The 19,416-nt window shown below is 65.4% G+C and carries 25 protein-coding genes; 11 read left to right on the forward strand and 14 right to left on the reverse strand.

The window, feature by feature from the left end:
• The 5 genes from H165_RS18780 to H165_RS19360 form a co-directional block, all read left to right on the forward strand.
• Nucleotides 1-149: IS3 family transposase (locus H165_RS18780; RefSeq protein ID WP_017940120.1), on the forward strand; the 149-nt coding region annotated here is incomplete at its 5' end.
• 114 nt (nt 150-263) lie between these two features.
• Nucleotides 264-953: a class I SAM-dependent methyltransferase gene (locus H165_RS19350; protein ID WP_074917971.1), complete on the forward strand. Its 690-nt coding sequence runs from the start codon at nt 264-266 to the stop codon at nt 951-953.
• Between the two features lie 3 nt (nt 954-956).
• A complete protein-coding gene (locus H165_RS19355) occupies nt 957-1,673 on the forward strand; it encodes a lipopolysaccharide kinase InaA family protein (RefSeq protein WP_081609376.1) in 717 nt (238 codons plus the stop codon).
• A gap of 5 nt (nt 1,674-1,678) precedes the next feature.
• Complete coding sequence (locus H165_RS0116870; protein ID WP_026146694.1) at nt 1,679-2,065, forward strand: diacylglycerol kinase; 387 nt, start codon at nt 1,679-1,681, stop codon at nt 2,063-2,065.
• Between the two features lie 34 nt (nt 2,066-2,099).
• Nucleotides 2,100-2,528 carry a MerR family DNA-binding protein gene (locus H165_RS19360; RefSeq protein ID WP_169333537.1) on the forward strand — a complete coding sequence of 143 codons (429 nt, stop codon included), beginning with the start codon at nt 2,100-2,102 and terminating at the stop codon, nt 2,526-2,528.
• Between the two features lie 269 nt (nt 2,529-2,797).
• Here the strand turns inward: H165_RS19360 and H165_RS0116875 are convergent, their stop codons facing one another.
• From H165_RS0116875 to H165_RS0116905, 7 genes are all read right to left on the reverse strand, one after another.
• Nucleotides 2,798-4,003 (reverse strand): tyrosine-type recombinase/integrase, encoded by a 1,206-nt coding sequence (locus H165_RS0116875; RefSeq protein WP_026146695.1) that lies wholly within the window; start codon nt 4,001-4,003, stop codon nt 2,798-2,800.
• Nucleotides 4,004-4,200: 197 nt separating this feature from the next.
• Nucleotides 4,201-4,728 (reverse strand): inorganic diphosphatase, encoded by a 528-nt coding sequence (gene ppa / locus H165_RS0116880; RefSeq protein WP_017940123.1) that lies wholly within the window; start codon nt 4,726-4,728, stop codon nt 4,201-4,203.
• A gap of 72 nt (nt 4,729-4,800) precedes the next feature.
• Entirely contained in the window at nt 4,801-5,622 is an 822-nt protein-coding gene (locus H165_RS0116885; protein WP_017940124.1) for a M90 family metallopeptidase, read from the reverse strand.
• Between the two features lie 8 nt (nt 5,623-5,630).
• Nucleotides 5,631-6,296, reverse strand: coding sequence for a DedA family protein (locus H165_RS0116890; protein WP_017940125.1), 666 nt, complete (start codon nt 6,294-6,296; stop codon nt 5,631-5,633).
• Nucleotides 6,297-6,535: 239 nt separating this feature from the next.
• Complete coding sequence (locus H165_RS0116895) at nt 6,536-7,000, reverse strand: GNAT family N-acetyltransferase (protein WP_017940126.1); 465 nt, start codon at nt 6,998-7,000, stop codon at nt 6,536-6,538.
• A gap of 142 nt (nt 7,001-7,142) precedes the next feature.
• The gene (locus tag H165_RS0116900; protein WP_017940127.1) at nt 7,143-7,430 is read right to left on the reverse strand and encodes a DUF2218 domain-containing protein; all 288 of its coding nucleotides are present in this window, start codon (nt 7,428-7,430) and stop codon (nt 7,143-7,145) included.
• Between the two features lie 11 nt (nt 7,431-7,441).
• Nucleotides 7,442-8,083 (reverse strand): NAD(P)-dependent oxidoreductase, encoded by a 642-nt coding sequence (locus tag H165_RS0116905; RefSeq protein WP_017940128.1) that lies wholly within the window; start codon nt 8,081-8,083, stop codon nt 7,442-7,444.
• A 100-nt stretch (nt 8,084-8,183) separates the two neighbouring features.
• Here H165_RS0116905 and H165_RS0116910 point away from each other — a divergent pair, with 100 nt between their 5' ends.
• On the forward strand, nt 8,184-9,071 hold the full coding sequence (locus H165_RS0116910; RefSeq protein ID WP_026146696.1) for a LysR family transcriptional regulator: 888 nt from the start codon (nt 8,184-8,186) through the stop codon (nt 9,069-9,071).
• A gap of 117 nt (nt 9,072-9,188) precedes the next feature.
• Here the strand turns inward: H165_RS0116910 and cueR are convergent, their stop codons facing one another.
• Nucleotides 9,189-9,599 carry a Cu(I)-responsive transcriptional regulator gene (gene cueR, locus H165_RS0116915; protein WP_026146697.1) on the reverse strand — a complete coding sequence of 137 codons (411 nt, stop codon included), beginning with the start codon at nt 9,597-9,599 and terminating at the stop codon, nt 9,189-9,191.
• Between the two features lie 22 nt (nt 9,600-9,621).
• Nucleotides 9,622-12,009 (reverse strand): heavy metal translocating P-type ATPase, encoded by a 2,388-nt coding sequence (locus H165_RS0116920; protein WP_017940131.1) that lies wholly within the window; start codon nt 12,007-12,009, stop codon nt 9,622-9,624.
• 214 nt (nt 12,010-12,223) lie between these two features.
• Between H165_RS0116920 and H165_RS0116925 the strand changes: the two genes are divergently transcribed.
• On the forward strand, nt 12,224-12,421 hold the full coding sequence (locus H165_RS0116925; RefSeq protein ID WP_017940132.1) for a heavy-metal-associated domain-containing protein: 198 nt from the start codon (nt 12,224-12,226) through the stop codon (nt 12,419-12,421).
• Nucleotides 12,422-12,460: 39 nt separating this feature from the next.
• Here the strand turns inward: H165_RS0116925 and H165_RS0116930 are convergent, their stop codons facing one another.
• Nucleotides 12,461-13,816, reverse strand: a complete 1,356-nt coding sequence (locus H165_RS0116930; protein ID WP_017940133.1) for a 3-oxoacyl-ACP reductase — start codon at nt 13,814-13,816, stop codon at nt 12,461-12,463.
• Between the two features lie 178 nt (nt 13,817-13,994).
• Between H165_RS0116930 and H165_RS0116935 the strand changes: the two genes are divergently transcribed.
• Complete coding sequence (locus tag H165_RS0116935; RefSeq protein WP_017940134.1) at nt 13,995-15,272, forward strand: acetyl-CoA C-acetyltransferase; 1,278 nt, start codon at nt 13,995-13,997, stop codon at nt 15,270-15,272.
• A gap of 209 nt (nt 15,273-15,481) precedes the next feature.
• On the opposite strand, the gene fur is transcribed toward H165_RS0116935, so the two are convergent.
• Entirely contained in the window at nt 15,482-15,886 is a 405-nt protein-coding gene (gene fur / locus H165_RS0116940) for a ferric iron uptake transcriptional regulator (protein WP_017940135.1), read from the reverse strand.
• 98 nt (nt 15,887-15,984) lie between these two features.
• On the opposite strand from fur, the gene H165_RS0116945 reads away from it, so the two are divergent.
• Nucleotides 15,985-16,521 (forward strand): outer membrane protein assembly factor BamE, encoded by a 537-nt coding sequence (locus H165_RS0116945; protein WP_026146698.1) that lies wholly within the window; start codon nt 15,985-15,987, stop codon nt 16,519-16,521.
• A gap of 65 nt (nt 16,522-16,586) precedes the next feature.
• On the opposite strand, the gene H165_RS0116950 is transcribed toward H165_RS0116945, so the two are convergent.
• Together H165_RS0116950 and H165_RS0116955 are read right to left on the reverse strand one after the other, a co-directional pair.
• Nucleotides 16,587-16,910: an RnfH family protein gene (locus tag H165_RS0116950; protein WP_017940137.1), complete on the reverse strand. Its 324-nt coding sequence runs from the start codon at nt 16,908-16,910 to the stop codon at nt 16,587-16,589.
• Between the two features lie 4 nt (nt 16,911-16,914).
• Nucleotides 16,915-17,349 carry a type II toxin-antitoxin system RatA family toxin gene (locus H165_RS0116955; protein ID WP_017940138.1) on the reverse strand — a complete coding sequence of 145 codons (435 nt, stop codon included), beginning with the start codon at nt 17,347-17,349 and terminating at the stop codon, nt 16,915-16,917.
• Nucleotides 17,350-17,521: 172 nt separating this feature from the next.
• Here H165_RS0116955 and smpB point away from each other — a divergent pair, with 172 nt between their 5' ends.
• Nucleotides 17,522-18,004 carry an SsrA-binding protein SmpB gene (smpB, locus tag H165_RS0116960; RefSeq protein WP_017940139.1) on the forward strand — a complete coding sequence of 161 codons (483 nt, stop codon included), beginning with the start codon at nt 17,522-17,524 and terminating at the stop codon, nt 18,002-18,004.
• A 43-nt stretch (nt 18,005-18,047) separates the two neighbouring features.
• Here the strand turns inward: smpB and H165_RS0116965 are convergent, their stop codons facing one another.
• A complete protein-coding gene (locus H165_RS0116965) occupies nt 18,048-18,821 on the reverse strand; it encodes a GntR family transcriptional regulator (RefSeq protein ID WP_017940140.1) in 774 nt (257 codons plus the stop codon).
• Nucleotides 18,822-19,136: 315 nt separating this feature from the next.
• On the opposite strand from H165_RS0116965, the gene H165_RS18785 reads away from it, so the two are divergent.
• Nucleotides 19,137-19,416, forward strand: a 280-nt coding sequence (locus H165_RS18785) for an L-lactate permease (RefSeq protein ID WP_036987388.1), incomplete at its 3' end; no start/stop codon positions are given.

Below are 19,416 nucleotides of genomic sequence, written 5' to 3' on the forward strand. Positions count from 1 at the left end.
AGTGCATCCACGGCGAGCGCTTCACGAGCCGCGCCCAGATGCGTGAAACCGTGTTTGAATACGTCGAAACCGATTACAACCGCCAGCGGCGACACAGCACGCTGGGGCACATCAGCCCGGAGGCCTTCGAGGCCCGGATGAGTGCTTAAACCTGTGTCCACGACTGCTGGGCAAGATCAGACGATTTTTTCACATCCTTTTGACAGGGCCATGATGCCCACCCCCCTAGTGTGGCGAGCGTACCTTCTTGTGGACGCCTCGCCATGTCGAAACCAAATCCCATCGAACTCGAATTTTCCCGTAAATATGACCAAGAGCATGCTCAGCAGTACCTGATTAAACATCAGGATGGCTTGGCTCGGCAGCTGTCGCACTGGCGCGATATTCAGGTGGCGCGCAGGGCTCTACAGCTAGCAGATGAACCCAATTTGGTGCTGGATTTGCCCTGTGGTGCTGGGCGTTTCTGGCCCATGCTTTGCGAGCAGCCCAATCGGGTGATCCTCGCCGCCGATAACTCAGCCGATATGCTCGCTACAGCATGCGCCGCACAACCGCCAGAGGTAGTCTCGCGGGTGAATACCTTTCAGACTTCGGCGTTTGATATTGACCTGGGTGTCAATGCGGTGGACTGCATCTTCTGCATACGTCTGCTGCATCACATTGAATCATCTGAGCACCGACTGGCCATTCTGCGTGAGTTCCATCGCGTTAGCCGCGATAGCGTAATACTTTCGCTCTGGGTTGATGGCAACTACAAGGCATGGAAGCGTCGCCGCCTGGAACAGCGGCGAGCAGATGAAGGCCGGGCGTCACAAAACCAAAACCGATTTGTCGTAGCCAAGTCAGTTATCGAGGATGAATTTAAACAAGCCGGCTTCCGCGTCGTCGATCACCTAGATTTTCTTCCAGGCTACGCCATGTGGCGCACCTATGTGCTGCGCAAGGAGGCCTGAGCCATGGGCGTAATGACCGAAAAAGCATCGCCGCAGCTCATCACTACAGAATTTGATCGCTGGTGGAATAGCTCCGGTATCTGGGTTGAACCGGCCAACAAGCGACGTGGTGGCGAAAGCGGCGTTCAGTTGTTGCAGCAGCGCGATTTAATGCGGCCACCCTTGTACTGCAAGCGTCAGATTGGACATACCTACCGAACTTTTTTGCATCCGTTTGGCCGCCCGACCATCCTGCGAGAACTGCAGGCCTATCGCGCTTTTGCCCGCCTGGGCATCAAGACACCTAACGTCGTTTACTGCACTGCACGGCAGAAACATGGTGCCTGGCAGGCGCTGCTGGTTACCGAAGCCCTGCAAGGCTTTGTCAGCCTAGAGCAGTGGTACGCCGTTGAGAATAGTGCCGCGCTTACGACGGCTGCACTGATACAACTCGCAACAACCCTAGCACGCTTGCATCTGGCGGGCTGGCAGCATGGTTGCTGTTATCCCAAGCATATCTTCGTCAAATCCCAGGTAAACGAAGGCGGCACGGTGACGGTCGAAATAGCCTTGCTCGATCTTGAAAAAAGCCGCCGACGTCTACGAATCAAAGACGCTGCTCGCCGTGACCTAGGCCAGTTAGGGCGGCACCGTGGAAACATGCCTGAAACTGATCTGTTGTTTCTCCACCAGGCCTATCAGCAAGCGCTGAACAACCCTGCTGGAGTGTTGCAGCCATGAGCAACATGCCACAGAGCGACGAATTGGATGCCCTCTCGTTGAAAGGTCGCAGCGGCTTTATCCGCATTATTTATGCCACTAGATACTCGCTGGCAGGTTTGCGGGCAGCGTTTCAAGGCGAAGCGGCTTTCAGGCAACTGCTGTTATTAAATGCAGTGCTTCTGCCGCTGGCCTGTGTGGTGGACGTGACCCACAGTGAGCGCGTACTGCTAATGCTCGTGCCGATGCTGGCGTTGGTAGTGGAGCTACTCAACTCAGCCATAGAGAGCACTGTTGACCGTATTTCCCTGAGCATCCACCCACTGTCTAAACAAGCCAAGGATATGGGAAGTGCGGCGCAACTCATTGCACTGATACTGATCGCCCTTACTTGGGGTTTAATCCTGTTATAGCTTCCAATTCTTAAATTATAGAAGGCTACCCATTATGCCTCCCCGCATGCCAGCGTCCGCTGAAGCCTCCAATGCGAAAGAAAAACTTGGCCTAAGCGAACACCTGGCCTTCCTTTTTGGCAGTGCAGCACTATTAGTAACTTTGCTGACCCTGTTACGCGTGGCCCTATTACTTTTCAACCGAGAGCTGATTGGATCTACCGCGTGGACCAGCCTGGATATCCGCGAGCTGATAACGCTCTCAGCAGATGCCGACAACCTATGCGGAGAAGCCCTCACAGTTGTGAAAAAACACCTTGCCGCCGTTGAGCAGAAGGTTACGAATCTTAAAAAAATCCGTGAGCAGTTACTCACGATGTCTGGCACCTGCGAGTCGACCTGCCTGGGATCGACTGTCTCAGGTTGCAACATCGTTGAGGCTTTGTTCGTGCCTGCGGCTGGAGCGCGTTCAGGCTGCTGCTGAAAGCGGCAGGCGAAGCGCCCCAGCTTGCTAAGACGTCGACCGCGTCCCCGCGCAAGCACGGATGACTGCTATTGGCCGGTTGCTGCCTGTTACTACCGTCTGCTTAACGGTAGTTGGCACTAATCAGCGTATCGAAACGACCTTTCTGTCCCGACTTTCCTTGATAGCTGACATCGAAAGATTGCCGGTAGCTGCTTGCTGAATGTGCTCACTCCATCAGGTCATCATCGGGCGTCTGCGTTCGATGTAGTCCCTTGATGCGAACCTCCTCATTGCAGGCTTGTGCAGAAATCTGCCCAGTCTGCCATCAGAGCTCTGCGCTTCTCCAGAAGATCGGAGCGTGAATAGGCTGCTTCGGTCTGGTCGCGTTCGTCATGGGCAAGCGCAAGCTCGCACACCTCTCGCGGATAGTTGGTGCATTCGTTTGCCCAATCCCGGAAGGTCGATCGAAAGCCATGTCTCGTGATGTCTGCATACCCCAGCTTGTGCAGCAGGTTGCGTACTGCGTTGCCATGCATGACACCAGTCTTCCCTTGCCCAGGGAAAAGATATATTGAATGAGTCTTATTCATGCTTTCCAGCATCTCGACTATCTGTGGTGATAGCGGGATGACGAAAGGTTTTCGCATCTTCATGCGCTCAGCCGGCAGTGCCCAAGTGCCAGCTTCGAGGTCAAACTCGGACCATTGAGCATGTTGGATCATGTGGTAACGAGCGCCGGTCAGAATCAGCAGCCTGGCTGCGATGGCGTCACGTGTATCGATGTTGGCCAGGGTGGCTATCAGCTTCGGAGTGTCTTTCCATTGCAGTGCTGGAAAGTGCTGGCGCTGCCTGGCCTTCTTTTTCTCTGCCTTGCTCAGTAGGTTGTCCAAGTGTCCGCGCCAGCGGGCAGGATTGTCCCCCTCGCGTAAGCGCCGAGCCTTGGCTGCATCCAGTATTTGTTCGATTTGGCCGCGTACCTCATCAGCAGTACGGGTCTTCGTGGCCCAGATAGGCTGCAGAACAGCGAGTACGTGCTCGGTAGTGATGGCGTTCGCCGATAGCGTGCCAATCTTCGGGAGGGCGTAGAGCTCCAGCTTACGAATCCACCCTTTTCTCCATTTCTCAGACCAGCTAGCGCCGTGGGCTTCTTGGTATTCCCGGGCGAGATCCTCGAAGGTGGTGCGGCGTGCTGCTGCTTGACGTTCGGCTTCGCGCTTGGCCTCTCGCGCCGCATCGCGTGCAGCCAGGGGATCGACCCCGGAGGCGAGCAGCTTGCGTTGGTCGGCAGCCAGCTGGCGAGCCTGGCTAAGTGAAACTTCCGGAAATGGGCCTAGCCCCATCTCGCGGCCTTTGCCGTCGAGCTTATAGCGGAAGATCCAGCTTGTGCCTCCGGCTTTGGATACCTGGAAGTACAAGCCGTCGCCATCATTGGTTTTTCCTGGTGTTCCAGCCTTGGCGATCGACTCCACCGTCTTGCTGCTTAGCTTGCCCATTCCGTTACCTAACCCACACTTCTCGACCCACACCCTGACCCACACCTTGGAGGGGGATTTCGTGGATGCTTTCGGGATTGTCTGGGATGGATGCTAAGCTGAAAGTCCCGTATTTACTAGGGCTGTGGGATCTTGCGAGATTTCTTGGGGCGATAAAAAAGCCGGCTTGTGGCCGGCTTTTCGGGGGTGGGTTTGGCTTATTTTTGGTAAGCCGCAACCGCCTTGAGAATTTCTGCGCGCGCCTCTTCGGCGTTACCCCAGCGCTCGACTTTCACCCACTTGCCCTTCTCGAGGTCCTTGTAGTTCTCGAAGAAGTGCTTGATCTGCTCGAGCAGCAGGGCCGGCAGGTCGGTGTATTCCTGCACGTCCTTGTAGAGGACGGTCAGCTTGTCGTGCGGTACGGCCAGCAGCTTGGCGTCGCCACCGGCTTCGTCGGTCATGTGCAGGACGCCGACCGGACGGGCGCGGATCACCGAGCCCGGGGCGACCGGGTAGGGGGTCACGACCAGCACGTCCAGCGGGTCGCCATCATCCGCCAGGGTGTTGGGGATGTAACCGTAGTTGGCCGGGTAGAACATCGGAGTGGCCATGAAGCGGTCGACGAACAGGGCGTCGCTGTCCTTGTCGATTTCGTACTTGATCGGCGCGTGGTTGGCCGGGATCTCGATGGCGACGTAGATGTCGTTCGGCAGGTCTTTGCCGGCCGGGATCTTGCTATAGCTCATGGGCATCTCCCAAGGGGTAGGCCAAAAAAGTGGGCGCGATTATAGGCACATTCCGGAGCGCTTACCACGCAGTCATTGGTCGTATTCGGCCGGACGGTAGTCGGGGTGTTCGGCCTGCAGACGGCGCAAGCGGGCGAGCGGGTCCTGGCGGTAGAAGGCCCTGAGCTGGGCGTATACCGCCGGGTAGGCCTCATCCAGCAGATCCGGGGCGGTGAAGAAGTATTCGCTGGTCACCGCGAAGAATTCCGCGGGGTTTTCCGCGGCGTAGGGATCGATGGCGGTTTCCGCCTCGGGATCGCGGTCGAGCCTGGCGTTGAGATCGTCGTAGGCGGCCTGCATGGCGGCGGCCCAGTCGGCGATGCGCATGTCGCGGTGCAGTGGCGGCAGGCCGTTGGCGTCGCCGTTGAGCATGTCCAGCTTGTGGGCCAGCTCGTGGATCACCAGGTTGTAGGCGTCCCAGCCGCCGCTGCTCTGCACCCCGGGCCAGGCGAGGATCACCGGGCCCTGCAGCCAGGCCTCGCCGCTGCGTTCCTCGGCCCATTCGTGCTCGACGCCGGCGGCATCGCGGTGGCGCTGCGGGCTGAGGAAGTCGTCGGGATAGAGAACGATCTCGTGGAAGCCGCGATACCAGTCCAGGTCCGCCAGGTACAACAGCGGCAGCTGAGCCTGGGCAGCGATGAACAGGCGGTCGCTGGCGTCCAGTTCGACACCGGGCAGGGCGGTCAGGCGTTTGTCGTGGAGGAACAGCACGCAGCGCTCCTTCAAGCGCTGCTCCTCGTGCTCATCGAGACCGTCGAGGATCGGCAGGCGCGCCCGCACCTCGGCCCAGTGCTGCGGGTCGACGGGGTTGCGGGCGAGGATGCGTTGGCGTCGCCAGCGGCGCAGTGACCACATCGGCGTTTTCAGCTGGCCTGCTTGACGTTGGCGCCGGGCGTGGGGCGGCGCAGCCGATGGTGGACGGCGCCGATGATCATCGGCAGTAGCGACAGGGCGATGATGCCCAGCACCAGCAGGGAGAGGTTCTGCTTGATGAAGGGCACGTTGCCGAAGAAGTAGCCGAGGGTCACCAGGCTGCCGACCCAGAGCACGCTGCCCAGCACGCTGAAGCCGAGGAAGCGCGGGTAGGGCATGTGGCCGATGCCGGCAACGAAGGGCGCGAAGGTGCGCAGGATGGGCAGAAAGCGCGCCAGGGTCACGGTCTTGCCACCGTGGCGGTCGTAGAACTCGTGGGTGCGCTGCAGGTAGTCGCGGCGGAAGATCCTCGAGTCGGGGTTGCGGAACAGTTTCTCCCCGGCCGTTCGCCCGATCACGTAGTTGACGCTGTCGCCGCTGGTGGCGGCGAGCATCAGCAGTGCGGCGAGCAGCAGCGGGTCCATGCCGCCGCCGGCGCAGATCGCTCCGGCGATGAACAGCAGCGAATCGCCCGGCAGGAAGGGCGTCACCACCAGGCCAGTCTCGCAGAAGATCACCAAGAACAGGATGGCGTAGATCCAGGTTCCGTAGTTGGTCACCAGCAGGTTGAGGTAGGAATCCAGGTGCAGAATCAGGTCGATCGGGTTGAAGTCCATGAATCGCCTTTCTGGCCGTCGGGGTGGCCGTGGTGCGGGTGCGCCCCCAACCAGCAGAGGCGTCTTTCATTGCGGATGGGCGGATTATACGACCTGCCACCGGCTTCGCGGGGGCAGTTTGTCGCAGCTTGTGTCGGCAACGGGCGACAGGAGAGCGCCACGCTGCGGCTGGCGTGGCTTCGGTGGGCAGCCGGCAGTTGCCTGCACCGTCCTGGTGCGGGCGCCGCGCGGCAGGCGTTTCAGTAGTCGTAGTCGGGGTTGATCGGCAGCACGTAGTTCTTGAACTCGGTGTCCTCGTGGAAGCCGATGGATTCGTAGACCTTGTGCGCCACCGTGTTGTCCACCTTGGTGGACACCCGCATGCGCACCGCATTGGTCTCCTTAGCCATCTTCCGTGCGGTCTGCAGCAGGCGGTCGGCGACCAGCTGGCGGCGCGCCTCCTCGGCGACGTAGATGTCGTTGAGGATCCACACACGCTTCAGCGACAGCGACGAGAAGCTGGGGTAGAGCTGGCAGAAGCCGAGCAGCTTGTCCTCGTCGTCGGGCATGGCCAGGTAGATCACCGACTCCTTGCGGCGCAGGCGTTTCTCCAGGAAGCGCCGCGAGGCCTCGGGGAAGGCCAGCTCGCCGTAGAACTCGCGGTATTTGACGAACAGCGGAGTCAGCAGGTCCAGGTGCTCCAGGGTCGCTTGCAGGATGCGCATGGTCGGGCCTCGGACGTCGGTGGATGGTACTCGGCTGATGCAAATTCAGGGCCCGTCATCCGCGGATGGGGCGTTGCCATGCTGGGTGGCGGGGCTGGAATGCGCAATCCAAACGGGCGTTTGCCTGCCGCGGGCGGCCCGCTCAGGCGGGCTGCCACTCCAGGTTCAGCTGGTCCCGCCAGGCGAAGCGCTCGAAATGGGTGCCGACCATATGCTTGAGCTTGGCCAGAGCCTGGCCGTCGGGCGCATCCACCCGCAGCGCCAGGCCCCGGTCGTCGGCTTGCAGCAGGCAGAGGCCGAAGTCGAATTGGATGCGCCCGTGGCAGTCGTCGAACTGCACCGGCAGCCGGTGGGCGAAGTGCCGGCACAGGCGGGCGATGTAGCGTGCCGGGGTGGCGGTGGCGACGTGGGAGGTGGCGCTGAGAAGCATGGCGACCTCGTTCAGTAGCCGACGGTGAAGCGGCGGCGCGGGTGCTGCGGGCGCTCCAGCTCGTCGACGATGGCCACCGCGAGATCCGCAACCGAGATGCGCGCCGGGGACTCGCCGTCCATCAGCAACTGGTCGCCGCCGAGGCGGTAGCGCCCGCTACGCTCGCCGGGCTCGAGCAGGGCGGGTGGCGAGACGAAGGTCCAGTCCAGCGCCTGTTCGTCGCGCAGCATGTTCAGCAGTTGGCGGGCACCCTCGGCGCCTTCTCGGTAGGCAGCGGGGAACTCGGGCGTGTCGATCAACTGCACGCCGGGCGCGACGTACAGGCTGCCGGCGCCGCCCACCGCGAGCAGGCGCCGCACGCCGGCCGTCCGGGTGGCGGCGAGGATGGCCTGGCTGCCGGCGATGAAGTGCTGGCGGATCTCGGGATCGTTCCAGCCGGGGTTGAAGGCGCTGACCACCACGTCGTGACCGGCCAGGACGCGGGCGAGCGCCTCGGCGTCATAGACGCTGGCGGCCTGGGGGACGAGGCGCTGGTGGGCTGGCAGCTTCTCCGGATGGCGGACGATGGCGGTGACGCTGTGGCCGCGGTTCAGGGCCTCCTGGAGGAGGGCGCTGCCGACGAAGCCGGTGGCGCCGATGAGGGCGATTTTCATGACGGTTCCTCGAAGTGATTCGGATGTTTGCCATGATTGCAATGGGTAAAGGCCGGAAAAACCGGCTAAAACCACTTTGACAATTAATCGGGGCTTAACAATGGAACAGCTGAAACGCATGGCGGTGTTCGCCACCGTAGTCGAGCGCGGCTCCATGGTGGCCGCCGCCGAGGCGCTGGGCATGACCGCCTCGGCGGTCAGCCAGCAGATCCGCAGGTTGGAGGAGAGTACGCGAATCAGCCTGTTGCACCGCACCACCCGCAAGCTGACCCTCACCGAGGCCGGGGCCACCTTCTACCGTAGCTGTGCCCAGGTGCTGGAGCTGGCCCGCGAGGCCGAACAGCGCCTGGCCGAGCTGCGCGACGCGCCGATGGGCGAGCTGCGCATCGCCGCCCCGGTGGGCTTTGCCGGACGGCCGCTGAGCGACGCCCTGGCGCCGCTGCTGCGCGCCCACGACGGGCTGCGTCTGACCCTGCTGTTCCACGACGAGCAGATCGACCTGATCGAGCAACGCATCGACCTGGCGATCCGCGTCGGCCGCCTTGACGACTCCAGCCTGGTGGCCCGCCATCTCGGCGAGCTACGCCAGGTGCTCTGCGTCGCCCCGGCCTACCTGGCGCGCAGTGGGCCGATCAGCTCGCCTGGCCAACTGCCCGGCCTCGACTGGCTGGCCCTGAGCAGTGGTCTGAACGGTCCGCTGGTGCTGCGCGGGCCGGGCGGGGTGGAGGAGCGGCTGCGCCTGGAGCCCCGGGTGTGCGGCAACAACATCCTCGCGGTGCGTCAGTTCACCCTGGCCGGGATGGGGATTTCCCTGCAGCCGGAGCCGGAGGTGCGCGATGAGCTGGCCAGCGGCCGTCTGCTGGCGGTGCTGCCGGACTGGCAGCCGCCCTCGCTCGGCGTCTACCTGATCACCCCGCGGCGCAAGGCGCAGCCGGCCAAGGTGCGCTACGCCATCGAGGCGCTGCGTCAGCGGCTGCTGCGTGGCTGAACGCCTGTCGTCCGGCCACTGTGCGGCCCGCTGCCGGCCGCGCCGGGGAAGGTCGTGCAGATCGGCCCGCGCAGCGAGGTGGCCGGCGGTATCCACCTCTGATCCGGCGTGGGCACTTCAGTGGCAGTGCCCGCAGCCACCACCGGACTCCAGATCCCTGAGGATCGGGCAGTCCGGCCGGTGGTCGCCGTGGCAGTGGTCCACCAGTTCCTGCAGGGTGTCGCGCAGTCCGGCCAGCTCGGCGATCTTGCGGTTCAGGCGCTCGATGTGCGCTGCGGCCAGCGCCTTGACGTCGGCACTGGCGCGCTGGCGGTCCTGCCAGAGCTGCAGCAGCCGCCCCACCTCCTCCAACGTGAAGCCCAGGTCTCGTGCCCGGCGGATGAACGCCAGGGTGTGCAGGTCCTGTTCGTCGAACTGCCGGTAGCCGTTGTCGCGGCGCCCGGCGGCCGGCAGCAGGCCGATGGCCTCGTAGTAGCGGATCATCTTCGGGGTGAGTCCGCTGGCCCTGGCGGCCTGGCCGATGTTCAGCCGTTTTCCTCCACGCATCGCCTCACTCCCGTTCCGGCTGCCAGCGCCTGAGCAGCAGGGCGTTGCTCACCACGCTGACGCTGGAGAACGCCATGGCCGCGCCGGCGAACATGGGGTCGAGCAGCCCAGCGGCGGCCAGCGGGATGCCCACCAGGTTGTAGACGAAGGCCCAGAACAGGTTCTGGCGGATCTTCGCGTAGGTGCGCTGGCTGATCGCCAGGGCCGCCGGCACCAGGCGAGGGTCGCCGCGCATCAGGGTGATCCCGGCGGCCTGCATGGCCACGTCGGTGCCGCCGCCCATGGCGATGCCGACGTCCGCGGCGGCCAGCGCCGGGGCGTCGTTGATGCCGTCGCCGACCATCGCCACCACGGCCCCGCCGGCCTTCAGACGCGCCACCTCGGCGGCCTTGTCGGCCGGCAGCACCTCGGCGTGCACGTCATCGATGCCCAGGGTCCGCGCCACCGCGCCGGCGCTGCCGGGGTTGTCGCCGCTGATCAGGTGGGTGCGGATGCCCCGCGCGTGCAGGTGGGCGATGGCCTCGGCGGCGCCCGGCTTGAGGGTGTCGCCGAAGGCGAACAGACCGAGTAGCCGCGGCCGTGGCGCCTGCTCGATCAGCCAGGACAGGGTGCGCCCTTCGGCCTCCCAGGTCCGGGCGTCGGCCTCCAGTGCGCCAGGGGCCAGGCCGCTTTCATCCAACAGGCGGCGGTTGCCGAGGGCCAGGCGGCGCCCGTCCAGGCTGGCGGCGATGCCGCGCCCGGCCAGGGCCTGGCTGTCGCTGGTCGCCGGCAGGCTCAGGCCGTGTTCGCGGCAGGCCTCCAGTACCGCCCTGGCCAGCGGGTGTTCGCTGCCGCGCTGCAGGGCGCCGGCGAGCCGCAGCAGTTCATCTTCGTTGCCGTCCAGCGCTCGCAGATGGGCAATGCGCGGCCTGCCAGAGGTCAGGGTGCCGGTCTTGTCGAAGGCCACCGCGGTCACCCGGTGGGCGATCTCCAGGGCCTCGGCGTCCTTGATCAGGATGCCGTGGCGCGCCGCCGCGCCGGTGCCGGCCATGATCGCCGTGGGCGTGGCCAGGCCGAGGGCGCAGGGGCAGGCGATCACCAGCACTGCCACGGCGTTGAGCAGGGCGCTTTCCAGACCGGCGCCGAGGGCCAGCCAGACCGCCAGGGTGAGCAGGGCGAGCAGCACCACCGCCGGCACGAACACCGCGCTGACCCGGTCCACCAGCTTCTGGATCGGCGCCTTGCCGGCCTGGGCGTCCTCCACCAGGCGGATGATCTGCGCCAGCACGGTCTCCTTGCCCAGCGCGTTGGTGCGCACCAGCAGGCGTCCCTCGCCGTTGATGGCCCCGGCGGTGACCCGGGCGCCGGGCTGCTTGGGTACCGGCAGGCTTTCCCCGCTGATCAGCGTCTCGTCGGCGTGGCTCTGGCCTTCCAGCACCTCGCCGTCCACCGGGAAGCGCTCGCCGGGTCTGACCACCACCAGGTCGCCGAGGCGCAGGGCGGCGATCGTCACCTCTTCCTCTACGCCGTCGCGCAGGCGGATGGCGCGTTCCGGGCGCAACGCCTCCAGGGCGCGGATGGCGCTGGTGGTCTGTCGCTTGGCGCGGCTTTCCAGGTACTTGCCGAGCAGCACCAGGGCGATCACCACCGCCGCCGCCTCGAAATACAGGTGCGGCATGGCCCCGGACGGCGCCTGCCACCATTGGTAGAGGCTTAGCCCGTAGGCGGCGCTGGTGCCTAGGGCGACCAGCAGGTCCATGTTGCCGGTGCGCGCCCGCAGGGCCTGCCAGCCGGCGCGGTAGAAGCGCGCGCCGAGCAGGAACTGCACCGGGGTGGCCAGGGCGAACTGCAGCCAGGCCGGCAGCATCCAGTGCAGGCCCAACCAGGCGGCGAACATCGGCAGCACCAGGGGCGCGGCCAGCAGCAGGGCGAGCAGCACCACCCGGCGCTCGCGGCGCAGGCGGCGTTCGGCCGGGTCTGCCGCCGGGCCTTCCGCGTCCAGCGGCTGCGCCTGGTAGCCGGCGGCCGCCACCGCCTGGAGCAGGGCGCCGGTATCCACGGAATCGAGCAGTTGCAGATGGGCCCGTTCGCTGGCCAGGTTGACGCTTACCGCGCAGACCCCCGGCACCCGGGCCAGGGCCCGTTCCACGCGGCCGGCGCAGCTGGCGCAGGTCATGCCCTCGATGGCCAGTTCCAGGCTGCGCTCGGGTACCTGGTAGCCGGCCGCCTCGACGGCCTCGATCAGGCTCTGCAGCGGCGTGTTCGTGACTTCCAGACGGGCCCGCTCGCTGGCCAGGTTGACCTCGGCGCGCTGCACGCCGGGTACCTTGGCCAGCGCCCGCTCGACGCGGCCGGCGCAGCTGGCGCAGGTCATGCCGCTGATCGGCAGGTCGAAGGTGGTGGGCGCGGACATGGCGATCTCCTTTCTGGTGCGCTGTGCACAGGATCAACCTTGACACAAGGTCAAGGTCAAGTCCCGGCCTGCATCAGCGTCGGGAGTGGGGAGCGGGCCGGTGCCGATCCGGTCCGGGCGCGGCGCGCTGTCGCGGCCGGTCGATTCCGCTTGACCTTGACCTCGTGTCAAGGTGGATGCTGTGGCCAGCGTTCAGTGAAGCGGAGGAACGACGATGCGAATCTTCAAGGTGCGGGGTATGAGCTGTGGGCACTGCGTGCGGGCCGTCACCCAGGCGTTGCAGGCCCGCGACCCGCAGGCCAGGGTACAGGTGGACCTGGGCACTGGCGAGGTCCGGGTGGAAGGCAGTCTGAGCGATACCGCGGTGCTGGAGGCGATCCGCGAGGAAGGCTATCAGGCCGAGCCGGCCTGAGGCTGGCCCCCGCCCGGGCGGGCGAGGGCCATGGTCGGATCAAGCGCCGAGCAGGCTCTGCCCGCAGACCCGCAGCACCTGGCCGCTGACCGCGCCGCTGCCCGGCTGGGCCAGCCAGGCCACGGTCTCGGCGACGTCCTGGGGCTGGCCGCCCTGGCCCATGGAGTTCATGCGCCGGCCGGCCTCGCGGATGGTGAAGGGGATGGCGGCGGTCATCTGGGTCTCGATGAAGCCCGGGGCCACCGCGTTGATGCTGATGCCGCGCTTGCCGAGCATCGGCGCCCAGGCCTGAGCCAGGCCGATCAGCCCGGCCTTGCTGGCCGCGTAGTTGGTCTGCCCGAGGTTGCCGGCGATGCCGCTGATGGAGGCGAGCAGCACCACGCGGCCGTTGTCGCGCAGGGTGCCGGCATCCAGCAGGGCCTTGGTGAGCTGCTGCGGGGCCTTGAGGTTGACGTCCATCACCGAGTTCCAGAACGACTCGCTCATCTTCGCCAGAGTCTTGTCGCGGGTGATGCCGGCGTTGTGCACCAGGATGTCCAGGCCGTCCGGCAGGGCCTCTATCAGCCGGGCTGCGGCGTCCTCGGCGCAGATGTCCACGGCCAGGGCACGTCCGCCGAGACGCGCGGCCAGGGCCTCCAGGGCGGTGGCGGCGGCCGGCACGTCGAGCAGCAGCACCTCGGCGCCGTCCCGGGCCAGGGTTTCCGCGATGGCCGCGCCTATGCCGCGGCTGGCGCCGGTGACCAGGGCGCGCTTGCCGGCCAGCGGGCGGGTCCAGTCGGTCACCTGGGTTGCGCAAGCGCCCAGGCGCAGCACCTGGCCGGAAACGTAGGCGCTCTTCGGCGACAGGAAGAAGCGCAGGGCGCCTTCCAGCTGGTCCTCGGCACCCTTGGCAACGTACAGCAGCTGCACGTTGCCGCCGCGGCGGATCTCCTTGGCCAGGGAGCGGCTGAAGCCTTCCAGGGCGCGCTGGGCGCTGGCGGCGAAGGGATCCTTGAGGGTTTCCGGGGCGCGGCCGAGGATCACCACATGGGGGCAGCGGTCCAGGCCCTTGAGCGCCGGCTGGAAGAAGGTGCGCAGGGCGTCCAGCTGTTCGGTGCTGGCGATGCCGCTGGCGTCGAACACCAGGGCCTTGAGTTTCGGGCCGTGCTCGGCGGTCCAGCGCGGCAGGCCGAAGCGCTGCTCGACGTCGGCGAAGCTGCGGTCGGTGAGGCGCTGGTGGAAGGCCGCGACTGCCTCGGCCAGCGGACCTTCGCCGCCGATCAGCAGGGCGCCGTCCACCGGCCGGTTGCGTCCTGCGGTCCAGCGTTCCAGACGCACGGGGGCCGGCAGGCCGAGGGCGCCGACCAGGCGGCGGCCGACGTTGGAGTTGGCGAAGGCAAGATAGCGGTCGGACATGGATGGGCTCCAGAAATCGACAATGGGCTGAATCCTAGCGTGGTAGCGGCCACTCTACGCAGCCGGCCGATTCCTGCATTGACCCAGTTGACCCGCGTTGCGGCGAGTCGGCCAATGCAGGCGCCTCGGCGCTGGCTAGCCTTGTCGCCAGTCTTTCCCTTTCAGCAAGGAGTTCCCCATGGCCCAACTGCGCCGGGTCGCCATCGTCGGCGGCAACCGCATTCCCTTCGCCCGTTCCAACACCGTCTACGCCACCGCGAGCAACCAGGAGATGCTGACCGCGGCCCTGGAGGGCCTGGTGGAGCGCTTCAACCTGCACGGCGAGCGGATCGGTGAGGTAGTGGCCGGCGCGGTGCTCAAGCACTCCCGCGACTTCAACCTGACCCGCGAGTGCGTGCTGGGCACCCGGCTGTCGCCGCAGACCCCGGCCTACGACATCCAGCAGGCCTGCGGCACCGGCCTGGAGGCAGTGATCCTCACCGCCAACAAGATCGCCCTGGGGCAGATCGACAGCGCCATCGCCGGCGGCGTGGACACCACCTCGGACGCGCCCATCGGGGTCAACGAGGGGCTGCGGCGCATCCTCCTCGAGGCCAACCGCGGCAGGACCACCGCTGAGAAGCTCAGGAGCCTGCTGAAGATCCGTCCGCGCCACCTGCTGCCGAGCATTCCGCGCAATGGCGAGCCGCGCACCGGGCTGTCCATGGGCGAGCACTGCGAGCAGATGGCGCAGACCTGGGCGATCCCCCGCGACGAACAGGACAGGCTGGCCTACGAGAGCCACCTCAAGCTGGCCGCCTCCTATGCCGAGGGCTGGCACGACGACCTGGTCAGCCCCTACCTGGGCCTGACCCGTGACCAGAACCTGCGCCCGGACATCAGCCTGGAGAAGCTCGCCAGCCTCAAGCCGGTATTCGATAAGGGGCCGCGCGGCACCCTCACCGCCGGCAACTCCACGCCCCTCACCGACGGCGCCTCCGCCGTGCTGCTGGCCAGCGAGGAGTGGGCCAAGGCCCGCGGTCTGCCGATCCTCGCCTACTTCCGCGATGGCGAGGCGGCGGCGGTGGACTTCGTGCACGGCCAGGAGGGCCTGCTGATGGCGCCGGTCTACGCGGTGCCGCGGTTGCTCGCCCGCAACGGCCTGAAGCTGCAGGACTTCGACTACTACGAGATTCACGAAGCCTTCGCCGCCCAGGTGCTGTGCACCCTGCGCGCCTGGGAGGATGCCGAGTACTGCAAGACCCGCCTCGGCCTGGACGCGCCCCTGGGCGCCATCGACCGCGCCAAGCTCAACGTCAAGGGCAGCTCCCTGGCCGCCGGCCACCCGTTCGCCGCCACCGGAGGGCGCATCGTCGCCAACCTCGCCAAGCTGCTGGCAGCTGCGGAAAAGGGCCGCGGGCTGATCTCCATCTGCGCGGCCGGCGGCCAGGGTGTGACCGCGATCCTCGAACGGTAATCCAATAGAGCGTGGCTACTGGTCATGGTGGCCGCGCGATGTAAGCAACTCCGTGATTGATTCGAGCGGCTGCCGGTTGGGGGCTGCTTTTTTTGGTTCATCGCGCTTTCCCGGGGAAGGCGGCCTCGATGAACCCAAAAAGAAGCCCAAATGCAAGGAAGGCGGCATGGGGCCGCCTTCCTGTTGTCGTCTGCCTCAAAGGCCGGGGCTCACATCTTCTTGCGGACGTAGAGCACCAGGTTGTGATCGACCAGCTCGAAACCATGTTCCCTGACGATCTCCTTCTGGCGCCTCTCGATCTCGGCGTCCATGAACTCGATCACCTCGCCGGTATCGACGCACACCATATGGTCGTGGTGACCGCCGTCGGCCAGCTCGAACACGGCATGACCGCCATCGAAGTTGTGACGGACCACCAGGCCTGCGGCCTCGAATTGGGTCAACACACGATAGACGGTGGCCAGCCCAACATCCTCGCCCGCTTCCATCAGGGCCTTGTAGACGTCCTCCGCACTCATGTGGCGGTGTTCACTGTTGTCGAGCATCTGCAGGATCTTGACCCTCGGCAGGGTCACTTTGAGGCCGGCCTTGCGTAGTTCGTTGTTTTCAACCATGGTCAGCTTTCTCTGGTGCCGCTGTTTCTCAGCGGCCTTCAATACGGGTATGATCGGCGGTCAAATTGCCCTGCCAAGATAGTGGAAGTCTCCCACCGATGCCAAACATCAAGCTCTTGCTGACCAGCCTCACGTTCATGGGGCTCATCGCACTCGCCGGCTGTTTTCCCGGGGTTTACAAGATCGACATTCAACAGGGCAATGTGGTCACCCAAGATATGATAGACCAGTTGCGCCCTGGAATGACCCGACGCCAAGTGCGGTTTATCATGGGCAACCCGCTGATCACCGACACCTTCCACGCCAACCGCTGGGACTATCTGTACAGCATCCAGCCTGGCGGCGGGCAGCGCCAGCAGGAACGCATCTCCCTGTTCTTCAACGACGACGACCAGCTGGTCGGCCTGTCCGGCGACTTCATGCCGGGCGTCAGCCGCGACCAGGCGATCATGGGCCAGGCCGACACCAGTGTGGAAGCCGCAGCGCCGAGCCCGGCGGAGCCGTCCGAGGCGGCCCAGGAAGCCGAGCAGCCGGCCCGTCCGGGCTCCCTGGAAGAGCAGATCCAGCGCGAGATCGACGAGGTGGAAACCACTCCGGTGCCAATCCCCGAACCCCTGGATACCGATCTGCAGTAAGACCTTCTCCAGCACGAAAAAGCCCGGCCAATGCCGGGCTTTTTCGCATCCCGCATCCATCGAGCTTATCCATTCGCCTCATTGGCGGCGGCTTTCGCCTGGGCCGCCCGTGCCGCGCGCAGCTTGCGCACCTCCTTGGGATCGGCGATCAGCGGCCGGTAGATCTCCACCCGCTCTCCGTCCTCCAGCACCCGCTCCTCGGGCTTTGGCAACTGCTTGCCGAAAATGCCCAGCGGCGCTTCGTGCAGGTGCAGACCAGGGAAATGCTCCTCCATGCCGGAACGCAGCACTGCCTCGCGGGCCGTGGTGCCGTAGGGCAGGGTCAGGCGCAGGATGACCTGCTTGTCCGGCCGGGCATGGACCACTTCGACCGAGATGAGTCTGTCCATCGCCTCACCCGAACAGCTGCTTGGCCCGCTGGCAGAAAGCATCCACCATGGTGTTGGCCGCCTGGTTGAACAGCGGGCCGAGGCTGGCCTTGACCAGCGGCCCGGAGTAGTCGAAGGACAGGTCCAGGCTGATCTTGCAGGCCTTGTCGTTGAGTGCCTTGAACTGCCAGACGCCGTGCAGCTCCTTGAAGGGCCCCTCGGCCAGGTTCATCTCGATGCGCTCGCCCGGCACCAGCAGGTTGCGGGTGACGAACTGCTGGCTGAGGCCGCCCTTGGCGACTACCAGACGGGCCAGCATGTGCTGCTCGCTGACCTCGAGAATCTCGCTGGCCGAACACCAGGGCAGGAACTCCGGGTAGCGAGCCACGTCGTTGACCAGATCGTACAGCGACTGCGCCGGGTAGGGCAGCAGGGCGGAGCGTTGGATGTGGGTACTCATTGACGGTTCTCTTCCAGGGCGGCACAGCGATCCCCAAGGCCCTGAAGTATGGCTGCGGGCCGGGGAATACGCCGCACGGAATAAAAGGACCGGCATTGTCGGCAATTCGATCCCGGCTCTCAACCCCGCCCCTGTCGCCAGCGGGTCGGCGACTCCCTATAATGCGCGCCCTATGGCTAAGCAAAAGAAACATCCGCAGGGCACCATCGCGCTGAACAAGAAGGCGCTGCACGACTATTTCATCGAACAACGCTTCGAGGCGGGCCTGGCCCTGGCCGGCTGGGAAGTGAAGAGTCTGCGCGCCGGCAAGGCCCAACTGGTCGACAGCTACGTTCTGCTCAAGGACGGCGAGGCCTGGCTGATGGGCTGCCACATCACCCCGCTGAAGACCGCCAGCACCCACGTGATCGCCGACCCGATCCGCACCCGCAAGCTGCTGCTCAACCGCCGCGAGCTGGGCAAGCTGTTCGGCGCCGTGCAGCAGAAGGGCTTCACCTGCGTGGCTCTGTCGCTGTATTGGAAGAAGCACCTGGTCAAGTGCGAGATAGCCCTGGCCAAGGGCAAGAAGGAATACGACAAGCGCCACACCGAGCGGGAGCGCGACTCCAACCGCGAGATACAGCGCGCGGTGCGCAACAAGGGCAAGGAAGACTGACCCTCTGCACGTGGCGGGCAGTCGCCTTGCCGCCCGTTCTCCGCTAGCCCAGGGCGCCGCGGCGCTGCGCCCGGGCGGTGCGCTCCGCCTCCCGCTGCGCTTCCGACAGCACCTCCTGCACGTAGTGGATGTGCTGACTGGAAATTTCCCGCGCGTCCTCGGCACGCCGCTCGATGATCGCCTCGAACAGCGCCCGGTGCTGGCGCATCAGTATCTCGCGAGTCTCGCTGCGCTGGGCGTACATGCCGCCGATGTTGGTCACCACGTTGCGCCGCAGGAGGTCGAACAGGCCGCGGATGGTGTGCAGCAGCACGGCGTTGTGGCTGGCCTCGGCGATCGCCAGGTGGAAGCGCGCGTCGGCGGCGCCTTCCTCGGCCCGGCTGATCTTGCTCGGCTCGCGAGCGTAGCACTGCTGTAGGGTCTCGAAAGCCTCACGCAGGCGCTGCTGATCCACCTCGGTGGCGCGCAGGGCCGCATAGTAGGCGCAGGAGCCTTCCAGGGTATGGCGGAACTCCAGCAGGTCGCGCTGCGCCTCCGGGTTGTTCTCCAGGAGCTGCAGAAGCGGATCGCTGAAGGTGGACCCCAGGCTCTCGGTAACGAAGGTTCCGCCTCCCTGGCGACTGATCAGCAGGCCCTTGGCCGCCAGCTTCTGCAGCGCTTCGCGCAGCGAGGGCCGCGACACGCCGAACTGCTCGGCCAGCACCCGCTCCGCCGGCAGCCGTTCGCCGGCCTTCAGGGTGCCTTCGAGAATCATCGTCTCGATCCGCGCGACGATGTCATCCGATAGACGGCGCGGTTGGATCTGCCCGAAGCTCATCTTCTTCTCCTGTTCTGCTCACTCGCCCGCCGAGGCCACTGCCGGCGTGCTCTTGCGGCTGGCCGCAAAGGTTGCGCGCAGAGGGTGGCCGACGTCCAGCGAGCAAGTCCTCCGACCAAAGTCGTAGTGCGTCAATTTGACAGTCTTTCCGTGCTGCTCTTACCCTGAATCGTCGCCTTTGTAAATTGGTCTTACCAATCTAGGCAGCGCGAACGCCGAGGTCAACCCGATATGCCTGTCAGCAGCCCGTCGGCCCGCTGAATCCGCGACCCGGCCTGGGCACACCCATCACAAGAACTCAGGGAGCCATCCAAGATGCAAGCCTGGCAGCAGCTCTACACCCCACTCGGCAGCCTCGGTCTGTCGGCACTCGCGGCCCTCGTGCCGATCGTGTTCTTCTTCCTGGCCTTGGCGGTGTTCCGCATGAAGGGCCACGTCGCCGGTACCGTCACCCTGGCGCTGTCGCTGCTGGTTGCCATCTTCGTCTTCGGCATGCCCGCCGACATGGCCTTCGCCTCCGCCGCCTACGGCTTCGCCTATGGCCTCTGGCCGATCGCCTGGATCATCGTCGCCGCAGTGTTCCTCTACAAGCTGA

The sequence above is a fragment of the Pseudomonas thermotolerans DSM 14292 genome, from assembly GCF_000364625.1.
In the GTDB taxonomy this organism is placed as follows: domain Bacteria; phylum Pseudomonadota; class Gammaproteobacteria; order Pseudomonadales; family Pseudomonadaceae; genus Aquipseudomonas; species Aquipseudomonas thermotolerans.

Bases quoted from the DNA above. Each gene is read 5' to 3' on its own strand.
- H165_RS0116945 (WP_026146698.1), top strand. From the start codon at position 15,985: ATGCCAAACATCAAGCTCTTGCTGACCAGCCTCACGTTCATGGGGCTC.
- H165_RS0116925 (WP_017940132.1), top strand. From the start codon at position 12,224: ATGCGAATCTTCAAGGTGCGGGGTATGAGCTGTGGGCACTGCGTGCGG.
- H165_RS0116895 (WP_017940126.1), bottom strand. From the start codon at position 7,000: ATGCGCATCCTGCAAGCGACCCTGGAGCACCTGGACCTGCTGACTCCG.
- H165_RS0116965 (WP_017940140.1), bottom strand. From the start codon at position 18,821: ATGAGCTTCGGGCAGATCCAACCGCGCCGTCTATCGGATGACATCGTC.
- H165_RS19350 (WP_074917971.1), top strand. From the start codon at position 264: ATGTCGAAACCAAATCCCATCGAACTCGAATTTTCCCGTAAATATGAC.
- H165_RS0116930 (WP_017940133.1), bottom strand. From the start codon at position 13,816: ATGTCCGACCGCTATCTTGCCTTCGCCAACTCCAACGTCGGCCGCCGC.
- H165_RS0116905 (WP_017940128.1), bottom strand. From the start codon at position 8,083: ATGAAAATCGCCCTCATCGGCGCCACCGGCTTCGTCGGCAGCGCCCTC.
- H165_RS0116875 (WP_026146695.1), bottom strand. From the start codon at position 4,003: ATGGGCAAGCTAAGCAGCAAGACGGTGGAGTCGATCGCCAAGGCTGGA.
- H165_RS0116950 (WP_017940137.1), bottom strand. From the start codon at position 16,910: ATGGACAGACTCATCTCGGTCGAAGTGGTCCATGCCCGGCCGGACAAG.
- H165_RS0116870 (WP_026146694.1), top strand. From the start codon at position 1,679: ATGCCACAGAGCGACGAATTGGATGCCCTCTCGTTGAAAGGTCGCAGC.
- H165_RS19360 (WP_169333537.1), top strand. From the start codon at position 2,100: ATGCCTCCCCGCATGCCAGCGTCCGCTGAAGCCTCCAATGCGAAAGAA.
- smpB (WP_017940139.1), top strand. From the start codon at position 17,522: ATGGCTAAGCAAAAGAAACATCCGCAGGGCACCATCGCGCTGAACAAG.
- H165_RS0116885 (WP_017940124.1), bottom strand. From the start codon at position 5,622: ATGTGGTCACTGCGCCGCTGGCGACGCCAACGCATCCTCGCCCGCAAC.
- H165_RS0116935 (WP_017940134.1), top strand. From the start codon at position 13,995: ATGGCCCAACTGCGCCGGGTCGCCATCGTCGGCGGCAACCGCATTCCC.
- H165_RS0116920 (WP_017940131.1), bottom strand. From the start codon at position 12,009: ATGTCCGCGCCCACCACCTTCGACCTGCCGATCAGCGGCATGACCTGC.
- H165_RS0116890 (WP_017940125.1), bottom strand. From the start codon at position 6,296: ATGGACTTCAACCCGATCGACCTGATTCTGCACCTGGATTCCTACCTC.
- H165_RS19355 (WP_081609376.1), top strand. From the start codon at position 957: ATGGGCGTAATGACCGAAAAAGCATCGCCGCAGCTCATCACTACAGAA.
- ppa (WP_017940123.1), bottom strand. From the start codon at position 4,728: ATGAGCTATAGCAAGATCCCGGCCGGCAAAGACCTGCCGAACGACATC.
- H165_RS0116910 (WP_026146696.1), top strand. From the start codon at position 8,184: ATGGAACAGCTGAAACGCATGGCGGTGTTCGCCACCGTAGTCGAGCGC.
- fur (WP_017940135.1), bottom strand. From the start codon at position 15,886: ATGGTTGAAAACAACGAACTACGCAAGGCCGGCCTCAAAGTGACCCTG.
- H165_RS0116900 (WP_017940127.1), bottom strand. From the start codon at position 7,430: ATGCTTCTCAGCGCCACCTCCCACGTCGCCACCGCCACCCCGGCACGC.
- H165_RS0116955 (WP_017940138.1), bottom strand. From the start codon at position 17,349: ATGAGTACCCACATCCAACGCTCCGCCCTGCTGCCCTACCCGGCGCAG.